We start from the raw sequence: 18,537 nt of genomic DNA, 5'->3' as shown, positions 1-18,537 counted from the left end.
CTACAGCACTCCCTTCGTAGAAGGCACACCCTTCACACGTGGATCAATCAAAGTTGCCTCATCCAGCGCCCGTCCAAGCGCTTTGAATACAGCCTCAATCATGTGATGAGTGTTAGAACCGTAGTGTACGATAACATGCAACGTAATCCGTGCTTCGAGCGCGAACTTCCACAGGAACTCCTGAACAAGCTCCGTCGAAAAGCTGCCTACCTGCTGTGAAGGATAGGTTGCACGATATTCAAAGTGCGGGCGATTGCTGATATCGATCACAACCTGCGCCAAAGCCTCATCCATCGGTACAAAAACACTCGCATAACGTTTGATTCCTTTTTTATCACCCAGTGCTTCGTGCAGCGCCTGCCCTAGGCAGATCCCAATGTCTTCAACCGTGTGGTGGTCATCAATCTCGATGTCTCCACGCGCCTGTACAGACAGGTCAAATTGTCCGTGCTTCGTGAACAGATCCAACATATGATTCAGAAAAGGAACATCCGTCTCCAGCTCTGAAACTCCACTTCCATCTACATTAAGAGACAACTTTATATCCGTCTCGTTTGTTTTGCGGCTTAATCCAGCTTGGCGCAAGGCCTGTTCGTTATTGTTCTCCATATCCGTCTCCACCTTTTCCTTCGTTCTTGAGTCGAATCTCAATGGCTCGTGCGTGGCCTTCTAACCCTTCGCGGCGTGCCAGCTCTATAATGGTCTTCCCATCACGCAAGAGTGCTTCCTTACTGTAATAGATCAGACTTGATTTTTTAATAAAATCATCCACATCCACTGGTGACGAGAAACGTGCGGTCCCATTGGTTGGGATAATATGATTTGGCCCGGCAAAATAATCACCCACGGGCTCAGAGCTATACGCTCCCAGGAAGATGGCTCCAGCATTCTCAATGCTGCCTACGAGGCCCATAGGATCTTCGACAACAATCTCCAGATGTTCTGGTGCCAGTCTATTCACTACGGAGATCCCTTCCTCCATAGATTCCACAACAATGATCGCGCCGTAATTCTCTACGGAAGAACGGGCGATCGCCTGACGCGGCAGTTCTTGCAGCTGACGCTCCACTTCGGCCGCCACGCTATCCGCCAGGCTCTGCGATGGCGTGACCAGAATCGCCGAGGCCATCTCGTCATGCTCGGCCTGCGAGAGCAGATCCGCTGCGACATAGGCCGGCTCAGCGGTCTCATCTGCCAGCACGACAATTTCGCTGGGACCCGCGATACTGTCGATATCCACGGCGCCATATACCTCGCGTTTAGCCAGCGCAACGTATATGTTGCCGGGCCCACATATTTTATCTACCGGCGCTATGCTCTCCGTACCAAAAGCCAAAGCAGCTACCGCCTGTGCTCCGCCCACACGGTAGATTTCATTCACACCTGCTTCTGCGGCAGCAACCAGGATATAAGGGTCAATCCCTTCTTTGCCGCCGGTGGATGGCGGAGTCACCATGACGATCTCCGGCACACCCGCGATCTGTGCTGGGATCACGTTCATCAGCACCGAGGAGGGATAAGCTGCTTTGCCACCAGGTACATATACCCCTACCCGCTTCAGCGGACGAATAATCTGCCCCAAGATCGTGCCATCCGGCTGCAAGTCCATCCATGAATTCCGTTTCTGTCTGGCATGGAACGCCCGGATATTGGCTGCAGCCGCTTGAATAGCGGATACGAAAGATTGCTCTACTCGGCCATATGCTGCCTGAAGCTCTTCCGGGGTTACCCGCAGCTGATTCGGCGTAAGTACGACCCGGTCAAATTGCTCCGTATAGCGAAGAAGCGCCGTGTCTCCTTCTTTTTTAATGGCGGCCACAATTTCCTTTACCGCCTGATTTTGCTCTGGCGTACCATACTCCACTTCCCGCTCTAGCTTAAAGTCCTTGCTCGACACAACCTTCATCGCTGGTTCCTCCCTTTACCCCTAACATCTGTTGCCGCCTACCGCAAATTAGGTTGCCCTATAACTGCCTGTAGTCGGTCACACAGTTGCTGTATCTCTTCATTTTTCATCCGATAGCTCACACGATTCGCCACCAGGCGGCTTGTAATTTCGAATATACTCTTCATTTCGATTAATCCGTTGTCCCGCAGCGTTTGCCCGGTCTCTACCATATCCACGATACGATCGGCCAGACCAATCAGTGGTGCAAGCTCGATGGATCCATTCAGCTTCACGACCTCGACCTGTTGGCCCTGCTCCCTAAAATACCTTGAAGCTACATTCGGATATTTCGTCGCTACACGCTGCTGAATCCCCGGCTGCCAGTTCGGCAATCCGATGATAGACATCCGGCAGCGGGCAATGCCAAGATCAAGCAGCTCGTATACATCACGATCTTCCTCCAGCAAAACATCCTTGCCCACGATCCCAATATCCGCCACGCCATATTCTACATATGTAGGTACATCTACTGGTTTCGCCAATATAAACTCCATCCCTGCCTCAGGCAGCGGAATAACAAGCTTGCGTGATGCCTCACCGTCCGGTGGAATCGGAAGACCTGCCTGGCGGAACAGCTCAGCAGCCTTTTCGTAAATCCGGCCTTTTGGCATAGCCACCTTCAATATCTGTGCCATTGTTAAGTTGCCTCCTTTTCCATCTCCATGCAAAATTTATGTTAATCGCTTTTTGTACTAGCGATATCCTCAGCCATGCTCACTTACAAAAGATACGAATGTATAGATTTCACCGTACCGTACACCCTCTGCTTCAACCGTGTCCGTATCCAAACGCTTCACCGTTTCAAGCTCTTCTGGACCTGCAGCAAGTCTAGTAACGACTGCATGACCCTCTGACCGCAGGCGTGTTGCCTCTTCCAAGCCTTCTTTTCTGCGAATCGCATCATATTGGATCAAAATAGGCAGCTCTTCCTCTTCGACCACTCCAGTTACACCATCCAGGATGCGATTCGTTTTTAAGGAAAATCCTGTGGATGGGATCGGACGCCCAAACTGTTGCAGCAGATTGTCGTATCTACCACCGCTGCATACCGGAAATCCTAATTCCGCTGCATAACCTTCAAAAGTCATGCCTGTATAATAGGAAAAGTCCCCGATCATCGTCAGATCAATCAGTACATGCTGTGATACGCCGTAAGAGACCAGCACCTCCCACACCTTGCACAAATGATCAATCGAATGACGCGCGAGCGGATGATTGCTCAGCTCTAGCGCCTGTCCACAAATCTCCTTGCCTCCGCGCAGACGCAGCAGACCATCCAGTTCGTTCTTCTGCGCTTCTGTAAGATCCAGCCGCCGTAAAGTCTCCCGGAAAGAAACATAGTCACGGCCCAGCAAATGACTTTTCAGCTCCTCTTGAGCCTCAGGCAGTTCAGGAAGTGCCTCTTGAAATAACCCATTCAGAAAGCCTACATGCCCCATAGCGATCTTAAAAGACTTCACACCCGCGGCTTGCAGCGAAGAAATAGCAAGCGCCACTACCTCCGCATCGGCCTCTGGTGAATCATCACCTACCAGCTCTACACCTGTCTGGAAGAACTCCGCTTCCCGCCCCGCTTCTTCCTCAATAGCACGGAATACATTCGCGTGATATGACAGACGCAATGGCAGTGGCTCATCCTTCAATAGAGAGGCAACAACACGGGCAACCGGGGCAGTCATTTCTGATCGAAGCACCAAAGCCTGACCACGATTGTTAAGTAATTTATAGAGCTTCTGGTCGGACGTAGAGCTAGCCACGCCAACTGTATCGTAATATTCCAACGTTGGAGTCATCATTTGCTGATATCCCCAGCGACTCATGCAATGCAGTACATCGTTCTCAATTTTGCGTAATTTCGTTACGGCCCGGGGCAGATAGTCCCGAACGCCAGACGGCTTCTCAAATCCCTTTGGTTTGGACATCTTCATTGTTCACCTCGTCAGTTATCATTAGATACTGTTTATGTTTACTTTACTATGGTAAAGTGGTAGCAAATTAAAGTATTTTCAATATCGTATCATGTTCACTGCTTTTTCGTCAATCAAACCCTTAGTCGAGCGTTTGGCATTTTCTTTATTTTTGCCTCCCCGCTTATCGAATACTATAATGAGCTAATACGATTGTACTTCATAATTTTGTAATTGGTGTTCTAAAAATATACTTTCAACTAGAAAGAAGGGCTAACGCTTGACTAAATCCTATATGATTGGCGTTGATATTGGTACTACAAGTACAAAGGCAGTTCTCTTCGAGGAGAATGGAGCCATAGTTGCACAAGCGAATATGGGTTATCCCTTGCATCAACCCTCCCCTTCTATAGCGGAGCAGGACCCAGAACAAATCCTACGTGCAGTCTTTCATACCATCTCTAATGTCATGCGGCAAAGCGCCGTAACTCCAGATAAGATCCTATTCGTCTCTTTCAGTTCAGCCATGCACAGTGTCATTGCAATTGATCAGCTAGGTAAACCACTTACTGCCTGCATCACTTGGGCTGACAACCGTAGTGCCGGGTCTGCACTTCGCCTGAAGAACGAGTTTAACGGACATGAGTTGTATTTGCGCACAGGAACGCCTATTCATCCTATGTCACCGATTACCAAGCTAATGTGGCTTCGGGATGAGCAGCCTGAGTTGTTCCAACAAGCCTATAAATTCATTTCTATAAAAGAATACATATTCGCTCGGCTGTTCGGCGAATACATCATCGATCATTCCATTGCCTCTTCTACAGGCATGCTCAACCTTGAACTTTTGGAGTGGGATAAAGAGGCCCTGGAGATAGCCCATATTTCACCAGATCAACTCTCACGGCTTGTTCCTACCACAGAGATCATGCAAGGCCTGCTTCCCGGTCTAGCAGAGGAGCTGTTACTGCTCCCGACGACACCTTTTGTCGTAGGAGCCAGTGATGGCGTCTTGTCCAACCTTGGCGTAGGCGCGATTAAACCCGGTGTAGTGGCTGCTACGATTGGAACAAGCGGAGCGATTCGCACCGTAGTGGAACACCCGCTTACCGACCCTAAAGGACGGACCTTCTGTTATAACTTAACCCCAAAACATTGGGTGATCGGAGGACCCGTTAATAACGGCGGTATGTTGTTCCGCTGGGTACGGGATGAGTTCGCTGCTTCTGAAGTCGAAACCGCCAAACGTCTTGGCATTGACCCTTACGAGGTTCTAACTCGCATCGCGGAACAAGTTCCGGCAGGTAGCGGTGGTCTTCTGTTCCATCCTTACTTAACTGGTGAACGGGCACCGCTGTGGAATCCTGATGCTCGTGGCTCCTTCTTCGGCCTTTCTATGAATCACCATAAGGAGCATATGATTCGCTCGGTACTAGAAGGCGTAATTTTCAATATGTATATGGTTCTGCTGGCTATGGAAGAGCAAATCGGGCGTCCTAGCAAAATTCTGGCTACAGGCGGCTTCGCCCGCTCCTCAGTCTGGCGGCAGATGATGTCTGATATTTTTGATCAAGAAGTCATCATTCCGGAGAGTATCGAAAGCTCCTGCCTCGGAGCAGTAGTGCTTGGTCTTTACGCTACGGGCCGTGTGGACTCCTTCGAGGTTGTATTCGACATGATCGGTTCAACTTACCAGCATGATCCGATTGATGAACATACCAAAGTGTACAAGCAGCTGCTGCCGATTTATATTTCCGTCTACCGTAGTCTGGAAAGCCAGTATCAAGCTATTGCGGAGTTTCAGCGGGAACAAGCTGGAGAATAGACACAAAATAAAAAGCGCCGGTCAACCCGCATATACGGAAGACCGGTGCTTTTATATTACCTAGCAGTAGACTATGCGCTTTTGGAACCTGTTTTTGCTTTCTTTTGTGCGCCTGATCCGAAAATAATCCAAGAAGCAGGCACATACCGGAAGACGAGAGCCACTGCCAGCCATGAAACCAGCAGCGCAACAAGCCATCCTCCAACAATCGCTGCGATGTACGCAAGAGAACCCCCGTGAAACGGTAATTTTCTATAGAAATACAGCAGCATAGGGTGTAATAGATAAATCCCGAAGGAGCATGCTCCCACCGATACCAAAAGTCTTGTCAGTAAGCTTCGACCCGCTCCATAGAGCAAGAAGGAGATTTGCAACAGCACCACACAAGAGAGCAGCGCATGTAGATTAGAGAAACCCTCATACCATAAGCTGTTGATGACAGTTTTTTTCGTGTAGTTGTTAAACCATAGCTCAACATGAACAACCCCTGCTACAATCCATAACAACCACAACGTAATCCAAACCGGACCTTTACCGGCGCGCCAGCCTTCACGTGAAGGCACTAGCCATTTTTTCAAAGAAGAATAATACACCGCAATCCCAGCACCCAGCAGGAAATACGAGAAATAAGTGATCGCCAGACTCCCCTTGGATAACTGCCAATACCCATGATTGGTCATGTATTTATTCAGCAGCACAAAACCCCACTGTAGTAATAACCCGATCAGCGGCGCCCAAGCCGCCAGATGACGAACCTTTTGCAAGCACCACAAAATAAGCGGAAATAACACGTAAAACTGAATAATGATAATAATATAATACAGATGCGTATATGCCGTTCCTGTCCATAAATACTTCCATAGCTTAGAAGCCATCTCCCCCGGAGGTAAGCCCCAAGTATTCCCGGCATTCATTTTTAACGCAAAATACAGCAGTGAAAATACTACATAAGGCACAATAATATAAAGCAGCCTTCTAGAGTAGAACTTTCCTAGCGTTTTGCCACCCAGCGGACGGTCAATATAGTTATAGAAGAGCACGAACCCACTCAAAAATATGAATGAAGGTACGGCGAACTGGCTGAATTTATTAATAAATAAGAACGGATGAAACATGTTTGTGCCTAGTGTCTCCGCCAACGTTCGTGAAGTAGCATGAATAGCCAGCACTGCAAAAATAGCAATCGCCCGAAAAATATCCAGCTGCGGAATTCTTTCTTTTTGTCTCATAATCTTTCCTCCTGTTAAGCTCCGCATCGAAGTGATGCCTTTTTAATCAAGTATTATGAAGGCTACCTTCCCACGTTTAAGCGTGTGCGTGTATGAGACCTTCTTTTAACGTTATTTCTCCTGCTGCACGAATCCCTTTGCCCGTTCCTCAGGGATATAACCTGACTTTTCCTGCGGACTGGACTCCAAAGAGCGAGGCACGCTTCCAAAAATAATCCATGATCCCGGAACTCGCCGGAAAGCAAACTGCACAATAAGCCAGCTCCCTCCCAGTGCGACCACAAGCCCTCCGTAGATGAACAAAACATATGTTAGCGACTCTAGGGGAATATGATATCTGAACCTGCGATATACCGCCAGCAATAGCGGATGAATCAAATATATCGCAAAGGAGAGTTCACCCAAACGAGTAAAAAAAGCAACAATCCCGCGAGGAGCCTTACGATAGATCAGAAATGTAGCATACAACAGAACCAATGCTGATAACATCGTATGGACATTCCATAATAGCTCGTACCACAACGAATCCGTCCACACCCCAATATGGCGGGCCACATACCATAGCTGCACATGGATAAAGGCAGCAATTAACCACCCGCTCACTAATAGGGCAGTCCATCCTTTTTGCTTGGCAGTTAGCTGCCTCCATGGCTTCATCAGCCACGTCTTCACCTTCTCAAAATGAATTGCGATATAAGCACCCATCATATAATAAGCCAGATAAGAGATCGCCAAGCTCCCTTTTTCAACAATGTGCAGTTCGTATTTATTCCAGAAAATAAACCCCCACTGAAGTGCCAATCCGAGTGGAATCGCCCATTTTATTAAAAAGCGGGAACTCTGGAGTAGCTTAAGCAGTACTGGAAAAAGCAAATAAAACTGAATGCTGATAAATACAAAATACAAATGCGCATATGCGGAACCTGAGAATAACGCTCTAATAAAGCTGTACAGGTTGCCACCGAGGTTCTGGGTCAATCGTCCGTTCACATATAAGGTTAGTGCGTAATAGCCCATAGAGGCTAGCAGATAAGGCAATAAAATATACTTTAATCGACGACGGTAGAAATTAATAATCAAGTTGCGTGTCACAGGGCGCCCATAATAATTATAAAACAATACAAAGCTGCTCAGAAAAATAAATGAGGGCGTACCGAATTTAAAGAAAATGTTGATCCAGTTCAGCCAGTAATAATAAGGTGAATGCAGTGCCTGCTCTCCAGCGGCAAAGGATGAGGAATGCACATGCAATACGCCTAAGATCGCTAATGCTCTGAAGATATCCAGCTGGGGCAGCCTTTCCTGTCTCGCAGTGTTCATATTATATTCCTCTTCTCTACTATGATGGTTGTTCATAGAGACGCTAAGCGGAATGTGGAAACTGAAAATACCAGGAAGCCTGCACCTGCTGATTTTACATTCTGATATTTGAAGCTGAATGCCTAGCGTGGGATTCGCCTTATCACTAACGCTAATTATATCGAATGTATCTGTTCTAAAAACTTAAGAAGAACTTAAAGTTTCCTTAATAATCTTCTCTAAGACGCAAGAAACCCTGCAGAACCTGCGCTAAAAAAACGCAATATGTAACTGCAGGGTTAAAAAAGCATCGTTTACACTTGTTCCGCATGTTCTTCCGTTGAAGAGGGGCGCAGCTCTCGCAGTGGATTGCCTCCGACAAAAGAGCCAGCTGCCACATTTTTGTGCACCACGGAGCCAGCAGCTATAACTGCCCAATCTCCAATGGTTACACCGGGAAGAATCGTTGTATTCGCGCCGATCAATACATTTTCACCGATCACCACTTCGCCCAGGCGATATTCCTTGATCAGATACTCATGCGCCAGAATCGTCGTGTTATAACCAATAATAGAATTCTCACCTACCGTTATTTTCTCCGGAAAAAACACATCCACCATTGCCATAAGACCAAAAGCCGTGTGTTTACCAACCTTCATCCCCAGCATCCGTCGATAGATCCAATTCTTTAACGGTAGAATCGGACAATAGCGGGCAATCTGAATAAAAATAAAGTTGCGGACACCCTTCCAAGGGCTGACCGTACGGTAAATATACCAAAGTGAGTTATGACCTTCTACTGGATAACGGGTTACGTTTCTCACGATTCATTCGTTCCTCGCTCCATAATTTCTATAATATCCTTCATGTTATGGATGATAAAGTCCGGATCATACCTGCGGAGCGTATCCTCGCCCTTCAAAGACCAAGATACTCCAACAGCGTATACACCGGCAGCTTTGGCTGATTGAATATCAACCGCACTGTCACCTATCATTAAGGTTTTACGAGGATCAACGCCAAGGTTTTTGACCGCTGTCAGAACGGGCTCCTGATGTGGCTTTGGTTCAGTAACATCGTTCACAGTCACAATCGTATCCATGTACTTAAGCAAATCGAACCTTTCCAGAGTCTTGATCGTTGTTGGACGGATCTTAGTAGTTACAATCCCAAGTTTGATCCCACGACGCGAGAGCTCCTCAATGGTCTCCTTTACAAGCGGGAAGGACCGCACTAACTCATCATGATGCTCATTATTATAAGAACGATAGGACTTTTCTAACGTACCATTTACATCCTCTAGTCCAGAGAATACTCTCATCTGTTGCTGAAGGGTTGTTCCCATATGCGGAATTATCTCTTCTCTGGTCAGTGGAGCCAGACCATTGTCCTTCAGCGCGTACATAAATGAACTAATGATTAGCTCATTCGTATCGACAATCGTTCCATCCAGATCAAAAAGAACGCATTCTATCATAAGTTTTACTGCTCCTTCTTATCTCCATCCGCTGGCTGTCCTTGCTCAGGTTGTGTTCCTTGACGAGTTTTCTGCGGTGTATTTACTGCGCTTTCTGGCACTACAGTATCTGCTTGGATCGGTTTAGTACATACGATAGGGTCAGAATAATGTGCTTTAGGCTCTCCGGTTACTCTGCGAATAACGATCAGCAATATAGCTGCCACAATAATCAGTAGAGAAAGCAGCTGAGAAATACGAATATTACCATAGGCAGGATCCAGATATCCTTGTTCAAAACCTAACCATTCCATCGGACTCCATAAGCCATTTATAAACGAAGCCAGTCCTGCACTTCCGTTAAAAGCTAAACTGTCAGTACGCACAGCCTCGATGAAGAACCGACCGATGGAATACCATATAAAGTAAGACATGAAGATTTCTCCAGCACGTACAAACTTCTGACGACGGAGAACCATCAATAACGCAATCCCTAGTAAGCTCCAAAGAGATTCATACAGGAAAGTCGGATGATGAAAAGCATCCCCTATGTACATTTGATTAACGATGAAGTCAGGTAAATGCAGTTTATCCCGTAAAAAAGATTCCTCAACTACGCTGCCGTATGCCTCTTGGTTGACAAAGTTTCCCCAGCGGCCAATCATTTGACCCGCCAGTAGTCCAGGTGCGCAAATATCAACAATACGCCAGAAAGGGTAACCCTTATAACGGAAATAAATAATTCCGCAAATAATCGCTCCTATTAATGCGCCGTAAATGGCGATGCCGCCATTCCAGATCTTAAAGACGTCTATCAGATTTTGCTTATAATCGTCCCATTTAAAAGCTACAAAATAAATCCGTGCCCCTATAATTGCCGAGGGTACACCCAGTAGCAGCATATCCATAAAGAATTCTTGCGGGATTCCGAACCGTTTGCCCTCGCGGATCGCAAGAAATAATCCCGCGAGTGCACCGACCCCTAGTATTAACCCGTACCAGTGTACAGGCAGTGATCCAATTGAGAATACAATAGGATCTATTGCTAATGGGAACATTGTCTCACACTCCTAATCGAGATCGTCCATATCCTCAGATATGGTCGCAGTTAACTTATTCGTAAACTGCAGGGCTGCATTAAAGCCCATTTGCTTCAGGCGATAGTTCATCGCAGCAACCTCAATAATAACGGCAAGATTACGTCCTGGACGTACAGGAATGGTTACAAGTGGAACATCGGTATCAATAATCCGCGTCGTTTCCTCATCAAGTCCAAGCCGGTCATACTGCTTGTCTTGCTGCCAAGCCTCTAATCTAACGACAAGTGTAATCCGTTTATGATTACGGATAGCACCCGCACCAAAAAGTGTCATTACGTTAATGATACCTACTCCGCGAATTTCCAACAAGTGACGGATCAACTCAGGGGCTGTACCATGCAGCTGGTTATCTGAAGTCTGGCGGATTTCCACGGCATCATCAGCGATCAGTCTATGTCCACGTTTTACAAGTTCAAGGGCTGTCTCACTCTTACCAATACCACTACTACCAGTAATCAGCATACCTACACCATATACATCACAGAGTACACCATGAATCGTTGCTGTAGGGGCTAATCTCCCTTCTAAGAAGCTCGTCAAACGGCTGGAGAAAATAGTCGTAGCCATCGAGCTACGAAGCACAGGAAGTCCCTTTTCATTACTTATATCAATTAACTCCTGTGGTACATCCAAACTACGGGTAATTACGATACAAGGGGTATTGTCATTACAGATTCCACGAAGCCTACTTTTACGTTCAGCTTCAGGCAGCATGGAGAAGAATGCGAGTTCTGTCTTACCTAATAGTTGAACACGTTCTTCCGGATAATATTCGAAATAACCAGCAATCTCTAGTCCAGGGCGATTCAGGTCATCGACCGTAATAGGTCGCTTTAGACCTTCCTGGCCGGAAATAACCTCTAATTGAAAATGTTGTACCAATTCAGATACTTTTACTTTCTTAGCCATGTAAATTCGTCCTTTCGTCACCTGCGGTATATGTCCGCTTACTGCGTCCGGTTGACAGCGATCTCATTACAATTCCGGAGGTAATTCTCCTGCTATCTTAATTGATAACGCTTGTGAATGCAATCTTAACGCCTATCCATTACGACCCTAATTAAATAATAAAGCCACCCTTTCGGGTGGCTTTATCAAGAGAGAAAAGATCCTGCGATCTTATCCCAACAGAATGTTAACTTCGGATTCTTTATCGAAGAAGTGAACTTTGTTCATATCGATAGCCAATTTTGGCTTGCTGCCTTCGCGAGTAGTGGAACGTCCATCTACACGAGCGATTACAGTAGATTTACCAAGGCCGCTCAAGTAAAGGAGCATTTCGTGACCAAGGTTTTCAGTTACATCAACCAATGAAGTAAAGATTGTGTTCGGGGAAGCTTCCAAGAATACTGGCTCTTCATGGATATCTTCTGGACGAACGCCCATAATTACTTCTTTGCCAATGTAGCCTTTGCTGCGGATGATTTGAGCTTTTCCGCCTGGTACTTCAACATCAAGGTTCTCAGCACGGAAACGGACAGAACCGTTTGCTTCGGACAAAGTACCATTGATAAAGTTCATTGTAGGGGATCCGATAAATCCAGCTACGAACAGGTTAGTTGGTTCATTGTACAACTCTTCAGGGGAAGCAGCTTGTTGAATGATACCATCATACATAACTACGATACGGTCACCCATTGTCATAGCTTCTGTTTGGTCATGCGTTACGTAGATACAAGTGGTTTCAAGGCGTTTAACCAGTTTAGTGATTTCAGCGCGCATTTGACCACGAAGTTTAGCATCCAAGTTGGAAAGAGGCTCATCCATCAAGAAGACTTGTGGATCACGTACGATAGCGCGTCCCAAAGCTACACGTTGGCGTTGACCACCGGAAAGTGCTTTTGGTTTACGATCTAGCAAATGCTCGATATCGAGAATTCTAGCAGCTTCACGTACTTTCTTGTCGATTTCATCTTTCTTCACTTTACGAAGTTTCAAACCGAAAGCCATGTTTTGGTATACGCTCATATGCGGATACAGGGCGTAGGATTGGAATACCATCGCGATATCGCGGTCTTTAGGTGCAACGTCGTTGACTACACGATCGCCAATGTACATTTTACCTTCGGAGATTTCTTCCAGACCAGCGATCATACGCAAAGTTGTGGATTTACCGCAACCGGATGGTCCAACCAATACTAGAAATTCCTTATCTTTAATATCAAGATTGATATCCATTACTGTTGCTTTATCTGAACCCGGGTATTTTTTGAAAATATGCTCTAAACGTACGCCTGCCATTGTATTTCCCCCTCGAGTTAATTATTGATTAATTGAAAAATTCTTTTTTCCTTGTACATTTATATTACCCTAGACGGGACACGGTGGCTATTTGTAACGTTCACAAAAAACCTATTTCCTTTTCGTCACTTTATACAAAAGCATAGTAAGCTTCACAATAGCAGCGTCCCCAAAGCTACGCACATCCGCGCCAGTCTCCTGTTTGATCTTGTCCAGACGGTATAAAAGCGTGTTGCGATGAATATATAGCTTCTTGGCTGTTTCACTTACATTACAATCCATCTCAAAAAACGTCTCCAGGGTCATCAGCATCTCTTTATCCGATAATACGGAAGAATAGTCGCCAATCTGTCCAAGTAACTGTTTACGCCGTGCGTCAGGAATGCTGTTAACCAATCGTTCCAAATGCAGCTCCCAAGGTAAATGAATATACTCACCCACTTGGAAAATACGACCGAGTACAATAGTCTCCCTCAGCAAGGCCACGGATCCCGTCAATCCCTTAACAGGAACTATAGCCGGAGCTACAGCCAAATGGAATACACCTACCCATTCGCTGGCTATCAGTTCGTGTAAGCCCATGCTGGTCTGAGCCAGAATTTCATCTACACTCTCTTCTTCCTCATCCTTATCATCTCCGCCCGTGAGTAGTTCCTTCCGGGCCAATATTAACCATTCTTTTTCTTGAAGAGGTATAAGCAGAATTTCATTCTCAAAATAGCTGCGCAGCAGCTTCATTAAGGAACGATAAGTGATCTGCGGGCTATGTGCATTCTCACTGCTAAGTAGGAATGGAACCATATCTCCGAATAAACGTCCCTTTAGAGCCATCTCATCGGGTATCTCAGAGTCATTTTTCTCTTGCTCCAGTTCGGTGTTCAACCAGGTTCCCAGCTGCCGAGCCTCCGCTTCCCCTTCTTCTCTAACCCCAGTAGCTTTTAGTGCAATTGCAAAGTTTCGAACCGCATAATTCACTAATTGAATTTCCAAAGAGTTAAGTCCATCCAATTCCACCCAGACAGCGGTTACACGTCCATCAGTCTCATATAATGGTGCCCAAAGATGACCCTCATGGATTACCGGCTGTTCCTGTGCTTCCAATCCCATGCTAAAAAGAGAAGCTGAATGTTGCCTCCCTAACTGCTTGATTCCGGTTTTCTTTCCGGTGAGCTGCTCTAACTTTTTCCGCAATGTTTCGCTATCCATAGTCACCATACTCCACCACTTTTGCTCTTTTCGCCTATTTTAGCATATTCTCTAATATTATGTTAATCACTACAGCAGCGCGCTACTATAATACGACATAAAAACACAAAAAAAGCCACCACCCTAAGGTGATGACTTTCTGTTTGGGATGAGCCATGAAGGACTCGAACCTTCGACACCCTGATTAAAAGTCAGGTGCTCTACCAACTGAGCTAATGGCTCATAAATGGTGGGGGATGATGGATTCGAACCACCGAACACGTACGTGAGCAGATTTACAGTCTGATGCGTTTGGCCACTTCGCTAATCCCCCAAAAAAGGTGGCTCGGGACGGAATCGAACCGCCGACACGAGGATTTTCAGTCCTCTGCTCTACCGACTGAGCTACCGAGCCATAAGATTACATGACAATTAAGCGGAAAAGTCTTACACTTCCCACTCATTTTGTGGAAAAAATGGCGGAACCGACGGGATTCGAACCCGCGGTCTCCTGCGTGACAGGCAGGCATGTTAGGCCAACTACACCACGGTTCCGCATTAATTAAAAATGGTGCCGGCGAGAGGACTTGAACCCCCAACCTACTGATTACAAGTCAGTTGCTCTACCAGTTGAGCTACACCGGCACGGTGTAAAAGCAATTCTAAAAAGATGAAAATGGTGGAGGCTGAGGGGATCGAACCCCCGACCCTCTGCTTGTAAGGCAGATGCTCTCCCAGCTGAGCTAAGCCTCCAGGTATTATGGTAGCGGCGAAGGGGATCGAACCCCCGACCTCACGGGTATGAACCGTACGCTCTAGCCAGCTGAGCTACACCGCCACAATAATTAGTATTGCTATGGATTGAAAATGGCGGAGAGAGTGGGATTCGAACCCACGCACCGCTTACGCAGTCTAACCCCTTAGCAGAGGGTCCCCTTATAGCCACTTGGGTATCTCTCCAAACGATATCAGTACCACAGCAATCCAAACAGGAATTTGACTCCCTGAAAACTGAATCCGAAACAAATCTGCATTCTAAGTATAGGATAAGCCCTCGACCGATTAGTATTGGTCAGCTCCATGCATTGCTGCACTTCCACCTCCAACCTATCTACCTCGTCGTCTTCAAGGGGTCTTACTAATTGGGAAATCTCATCTTGAGGGGGGCTTCACGCTTAGATGCTTTCAGCGCTTATCCCGTCCGTACGTAGCTACCCAGCCATGCTCCTGGCGGAACAACTGGTGCACCAGCGGTACGTCCATCCCGGTCCTCTCGTACTAAGGACAGCTCCTCTCAAATTTCCTGCGCCCACGACAGATAGGGACCGAACTGTCTCACGACGTTCTGAACCCAGCTCGCGTACCGCTTTAATGGGCGAACAGCCCAACCCTTGGGACCTACTTCAGCCCCAGGATGCGATGAGCCGACATCGAGGTGCCAAACCTCCCCGTCGATGTGGACTCTTGGGGGAGATAAGCCTGTTATCCCCAGGGTAGCTTTTATCCGTTGAGCGATGGCCCTTCCATGCGGTACCACCGGATCACTAAGTCCGACTTTCGTCCCTGCTCGACTTGTAGGTCTCGCAGTCAAGCTCCCTTATGCCTTTGCACTCTGCGAATGATTTCCAACCATTCTGAGGGAACCTTGGAACGCCTCCGTTACTCTTTAGGAGGCGACCGCCCCAGTCAAACTGCCCGCCTGACACGGTCCCCGTACCCGATAAGGGTACTAGGTTAGAACCTAGATACGATCAGGGTGGTATCCCAACGGCGCCTCCACCGAAGCTTGCGCTCCGATTTCTACGGCTCCCACCTATCCTGTACAGATCGTACCCAAATTCAATATCAAGCTGCAGTAAAGCTCCATGGGGTCTTTCCGTCTTGTCGCGGGTAACCTGCATCTTCACAGGTATTAAAATTTCACCGGATCTCTCGTTGAGACAGCGCCCAAGTCGTTACGCCATTCGTGCGGGTCAGAATTTACCTGACAAGGAATTTCGCTACCTTAGGACCGTTATAGTTACGGCCGCCGTTTACTGGGGCTTCGGTTCATAGCTTCGGGTTACCCCTAACCACTCCCCTTAACCTTCCAGCACCGGGCAGGCGTCAGCCCGTATACTTCGCCTTGCGGCTTCGCACAGACCTGTGTTTTTGCTAAACAGTCGCTTGGGCCTTTTCACTGCGGCCCCCTCGTGCTATTCACACTACCGGGGCACCCCTTCTCCCGAAGTTACGGGGTCATTTTGCCGAGTTCCTTAACGAGAGTTCTTCCGCGCGCCTTAGAATTCTCTTCTCGCCTACCTGTGTCGGTTTGCGGTACGGGCACCTTCTCCTGGCTAGAGGCTTTTCTTGGCAGTGTGAGATCATGACCTTCGCTACTATAATTTTCGCTCCCCATCACAGCCCAGCCTTATCGATGTGCGGATTTGCCTACACATCAGCCTCACTGCTTAGACGGACATCCATCAGTCCGCGTCACTACCCTCCTGCGTCACCCCATCGCTCATAGCGGATTACGGTGGTACAGTAATTTCAAACTGTTGTCCTTCGACTACGCCTTTCGGCCTCGCCTTAGGTCCCGACTTACCCTGAGCGGACGAGCCTTCCTCAGGAAACCTTGGGCTTTCGGCGGATCAGATTCTCACTGATCTTTTCGTTACTCATACCGGCATTCTCACTTGTGTAGTGTCCAGCGCTCTTTTCAGTACACCTTCAACCCCTACACAACGCTCCCCTACCCCAGATACATACGTATCTAGCCATAGCTTCGGTGGTGTGTTTAGCCCCGTTACATTTTCGGCGCAGAGTCACTCGACCAGTGAGCTATTACGCACTCTTTCAATGGTGGCTGCTTCTAAGCCAACATCCTGGTTGTCTGTGCAACTCCACATCCTTTCCCACTTAACACACACTTGGGGACCTTAGCTGATGGTCTGGGCTGTTTCCCTTTTGACAATGGATCTTAGCACTCACTGTCTGACTCCCGGCAATAAGTATATGGCATTCGGAGTTTGACTGAGCTTGGTAATCCTTGCGGACCCCGCACCCAATCAGTGCTCTACCTCCACTACTCTTATACCGAGGCTAGCCCTAAAGCTATTTCGGGGAGAACCAGCTATCTCCGAGTTCGATTGGAATTTCTCCGCTACCCCCACCTCATCCCCGCACTTTTCAACGTACGTGGGTTCGGGCCTCCAGTGCGTGTTACCGCACCTTCACCCTGGACAGGGGTAGATCACACGGTTTCGGGTCTACGTCCACATACTCATTCGCCCTATTCAGACTCGCTTTCGCTGCGGCTCCACCTTCTCGGCTTAACCTTGCATGTTAAACGTAACTCGCCGGTTCATTCTACAAAAGGCACGCCATCACCCATAGATCGGGCTCTGACTTTTTGTAAGCACACGGTTTCAGGTTCTATTTCACTCCCCTTCCGGGGTGCTTTTCACCTTTCCCTCACGGTACTGTTTCACTATCGGTCGCCAGGTAGTATTTAGCCTTAGCAGATGGTCCTGCTGGATTCATACGGGGTTTCACGTGCCCCGCACTACTCGGGATCCGTCTCGGAGAGAACACAGTTTAGGTTACAGGGCTTTTACCTCTATCGCGGGCCTTTCCAGACCTCTTCACCTACCATATTCCTTTGTAACTCCATGTGAGACGTCCCACAACCCCAAGAGGCAAGCCCCTTGGTTTAGGCTGTTCCGCGTTCGCTCGCCGCTACTGACGGAATCACTATTGTTTTCTCTTCCTCAGGGTACTTAGATGTTTCAGTTCCCCTGGTCTGCCTCTACACACCCTATGTATTCAGGTATGAGTAACTGCGAATTACCACAGCTGGGTTTCCCCATTCGGACACCCCCGGATCAAAGCTTGCTTACAGCTCCCCGAGGCAGTTTCGTTGTTCGCCACGTCCTTCGTCGGCTCCTGGCGCCTAGGCATCCTCCGTGTGCTCTTATTAGCTTAACCTTGATTTTTCCGCAGGAAAATATCATACGATGACATTCTCTTTTGGAATCATCTCACTAATAACATTTACTTGTTTGCACAAGTTGCTAAAAGATGTTCTAAAACGCAAATTCGTTTCGGTATCCAGTTTTCAAGGATCAAGTTAAAAAAGTTATTCATTTAAAAATTTATGGTGGAGCCAAGCGGGATCGAACCGCTGACCTCCTGCTTGCAAGGCAGGCGCTCTCCCAGCTGAGCTATGGCCCCATAAAATTACTCTATAATGTTATATGGTGGGCCTTGGTGGACTCGAACCACCGACCTCACCCTTATCAGAGGTGCGCTCTAACCAACTGAGCTAAAAGCCCATATAACATATATAACATTGTGAATCAACCA

13 protein-coding genes, 10 tRNA genes and 1 rRNA gene are annotated in these 18,537 nt (G+C 47.4%); 1 reads left to right on the top strand and 23 read right to left on the bottom strand.

What is annotated here, in order from left to right; genetic code table 11:
• The 4 genes from hisB to NSQ66_RS00780 all read right to left on the bottom strand — a co-directional run bounded on the left by hisB (position 1) and on the right by NSQ66_RS00780 (position 3,870).
• On the bottom strand, positions 1 to 609 hold the full coding sequence (hisB, locus tag NSQ66_RS00795) for an imidazoleglycerol-phosphate dehydratase HisB (RefSeq protein ID WP_036687073.1): 609 nt from the start codon (positions 607 to 609) through the stop codon (positions 1 to 3).
• Entirely contained in the window at positions 596 to 1,906 is a 1,311-nt protein-coding gene (hisD, locus tag NSQ66_RS00790; protein WP_036687064.1) for a histidinol dehydrogenase, read from the bottom strand. Before hisD ends, hisB begins: the two co-directional genes overlap by 14 nt.
• A 38-nt stretch (positions 1,907 to 1,944) precedes the next feature.
• Positions 1,945 to 2,583, bottom strand: a complete 639-nt coding sequence (gene hisG / locus NSQ66_RS00785; protein ID WP_036687062.1) for an ATP phosphoribosyltransferase — start codon at positions 2,581 to 2,583, stop codon at positions 1,945 to 1,947.
• 69 nt (positions 2,584 to 2,652) lie between these two features.
• A complete protein-coding gene (locus NSQ66_RS00780) occupies positions 2,653 to 3,870 on the bottom strand; it encodes an ATP phosphoribosyltransferase regulatory subunit (RefSeq protein ID WP_036687060.1) in 1,218 nt (405 codons plus the stop codon).
• A 280-nt stretch (positions 3,871 to 4,150) separates the two neighbouring features.
• On the opposite strand from NSQ66_RS00780, the gene gntK reads away from it, so the two are divergent.
• Positions 4,151 to 5,680 carry a gluconokinase gene (gene gntK / locus NSQ66_RS00775; RefSeq protein ID WP_036687132.1) on the top strand — a complete coding sequence of 510 codons (1,530 nt, stop codon included), beginning with the start codon at positions 4,151 to 4,153 and terminating at the stop codon, positions 5,678 to 5,680.
• A gap of 71 nt (positions 5,681 to 5,751) precedes the next feature.
• On the opposite strand, the gene NSQ66_RS00770 is transcribed toward gntK, so the two are convergent.
• The 19 genes from NSQ66_RS00770 to NSQ66_RS00680 form a co-directional block, all read right to left on the bottom strand.
• Positions 5,752 to 6,909: an acyltransferase gene (locus tag NSQ66_RS00770; RefSeq protein ID WP_036687058.1), complete on the bottom strand. Its 1,158-nt coding sequence runs from the start codon at positions 6,907 to 6,909 to the stop codon at positions 5,752 to 5,754.
• 111 nt (positions 6,910 to 7,020) lie between these two features.
• A complete protein-coding gene (locus NSQ66_RS00765) occupies positions 7,021 to 8,229 on the bottom strand; it encodes an acyltransferase (RefSeq protein ID WP_036687056.1) in 1,209 nt (402 codons plus the stop codon).
• Positions 8,230 to 8,522: 293 nt separating this feature from the next.
• Positions 8,523 to 9,032: an acyltransferase gene (locus NSQ66_RS00760; RefSeq protein WP_170914218.1), complete on the bottom strand. Its 510-nt coding sequence runs from the start codon at positions 9,030 to 9,032 to the stop codon at positions 8,523 to 8,525.
• Entirely contained in the window at positions 9,029 to 9,685 is a 657-nt protein-coding gene (gene ppaX / locus NSQ66_RS00755; protein ID WP_076141450.1) for a pyrophosphatase PpaX, read from the bottom strand. Before ppaX ends, NSQ66_RS00760 begins: the two co-directional genes overlap by 4 nt.
• Before the next feature lie 5 nt (positions 9,686 to 9,690).
• Complete coding sequence (lgt, locus tag NSQ66_RS00750; RefSeq protein ID WP_036687048.1) at positions 9,691 to 10,722, bottom strand: prolipoprotein diacylglyceryl transferase; 1,032 nt, start codon at positions 10,720 to 10,722, stop codon at positions 9,691 to 9,693.
• A gap of 12 nt (positions 10,723 to 10,734) precedes the next feature.
• Complete coding sequence (gene hprK / locus NSQ66_RS00745) at positions 10,735 to 11,673, bottom strand: HPr(Ser) kinase/phosphatase (RefSeq protein ID WP_036687047.1); 939 nt, start codon at positions 11,671 to 11,673, stop codon at positions 10,735 to 10,737.
• A gap of 210 nt (positions 11,674 to 11,883) precedes the next feature.
• Entirely contained in the window at positions 11,884 to 13,005 is a 1,122-nt protein-coding gene (gene ugpC, locus NSQ66_RS00740) for a sn-glycerol-3-phosphate ABC transporter ATP-binding protein UgpC (protein ID WP_036687044.1), read from the bottom strand.
• A gap of 111 nt (positions 13,006 to 13,116) precedes the next feature.
• On the bottom strand, positions 13,117 to 14,211 hold the full coding sequence (locus NSQ66_RS00735; RefSeq protein ID WP_038568087.1) for a helix-turn-helix domain-containing protein: 1,095 nt from the start codon (positions 14,209 to 14,211) through the stop codon (positions 13,117 to 13,119).
• A 149-nt stretch (positions 14,212 to 14,360) separates the two neighbouring features.
• Positions 14,361 to 14,433 (bottom strand) — tRNA-Lys (locus NSQ66_RS00730).
• A 5-nt stretch (positions 14,434 to 14,438) separates the two neighbouring features.
• Positions 14,439 to 14,524: transfer RNA gene (locus NSQ66_RS00725), tRNA-Tyr, on the bottom strand.
• 8 nt (positions 14,525 to 14,532) lie between these two features.
• Positions 14,533 to 14,605 (bottom strand) — tRNA-Phe (locus tag NSQ66_RS00720).
• A 62-nt stretch (positions 14,606 to 14,667) separates the two neighbouring features.
• Positions 14,668 to 14,745, bottom strand: a tRNA-Asp gene (locus NSQ66_RS00715).
• 14 nt (positions 14,746 to 14,759) lie between these two features.
• Positions 14,760 to 14,835 (bottom strand) — tRNA-Thr (locus NSQ66_RS00710).
• A 32-nt stretch (positions 14,836 to 14,867) separates the two neighbouring features.
• A tRNA-Val gene (locus NSQ66_RS00705) sits at positions 14,868 to 14,943 on the bottom strand.
• Positions 14,944 to 14,951: 8 nt separating this feature from the next.
• Positions 14,952 to 15,028 (bottom strand) — tRNA-Met (locus NSQ66_RS00700).
• Between the two features lie 30 nt (positions 15,029 to 15,058).
• A tRNA-Ser gene (locus tag NSQ66_RS00695) sits at positions 15,059 to 15,150 on the bottom strand.
• 82 nt (positions 15,151 to 15,232) lie between these two features.
• A 23S ribosomal RNA gene (locus tag NSQ66_RS00690) occupies positions 15,233 to 18,159 on the bottom strand.
• 170 nt (positions 18,160 to 18,329) lie between these two features.
• Positions 18,330 to 18,405, bottom strand: a tRNA-Ala gene (locus tag NSQ66_RS00685).
• A gap of 24 nt (positions 18,406 to 18,429) precedes the next feature.
• A tRNA-Ile gene (locus tag NSQ66_RS00680) sits at positions 18,430 to 18,506 on the bottom strand.
• Positions 18,507 to 18,537: the final 31 nt, after the last annotated feature.

The sequence above is a fragment of the Paenibacillus sp. FSL H3-0329 genome, from assembly GCF_037963285.1.
GTDB classification, from domain to species: Bacteria; Bacillota; Bacilli; order Paenibacillales; family Paenibacillaceae; genus Paenibacillus_AQ; species Paenibacillus_AQ odorifer.
This window is presented reverse-complemented; position numbering and strand designations above follow the sequence as displayed.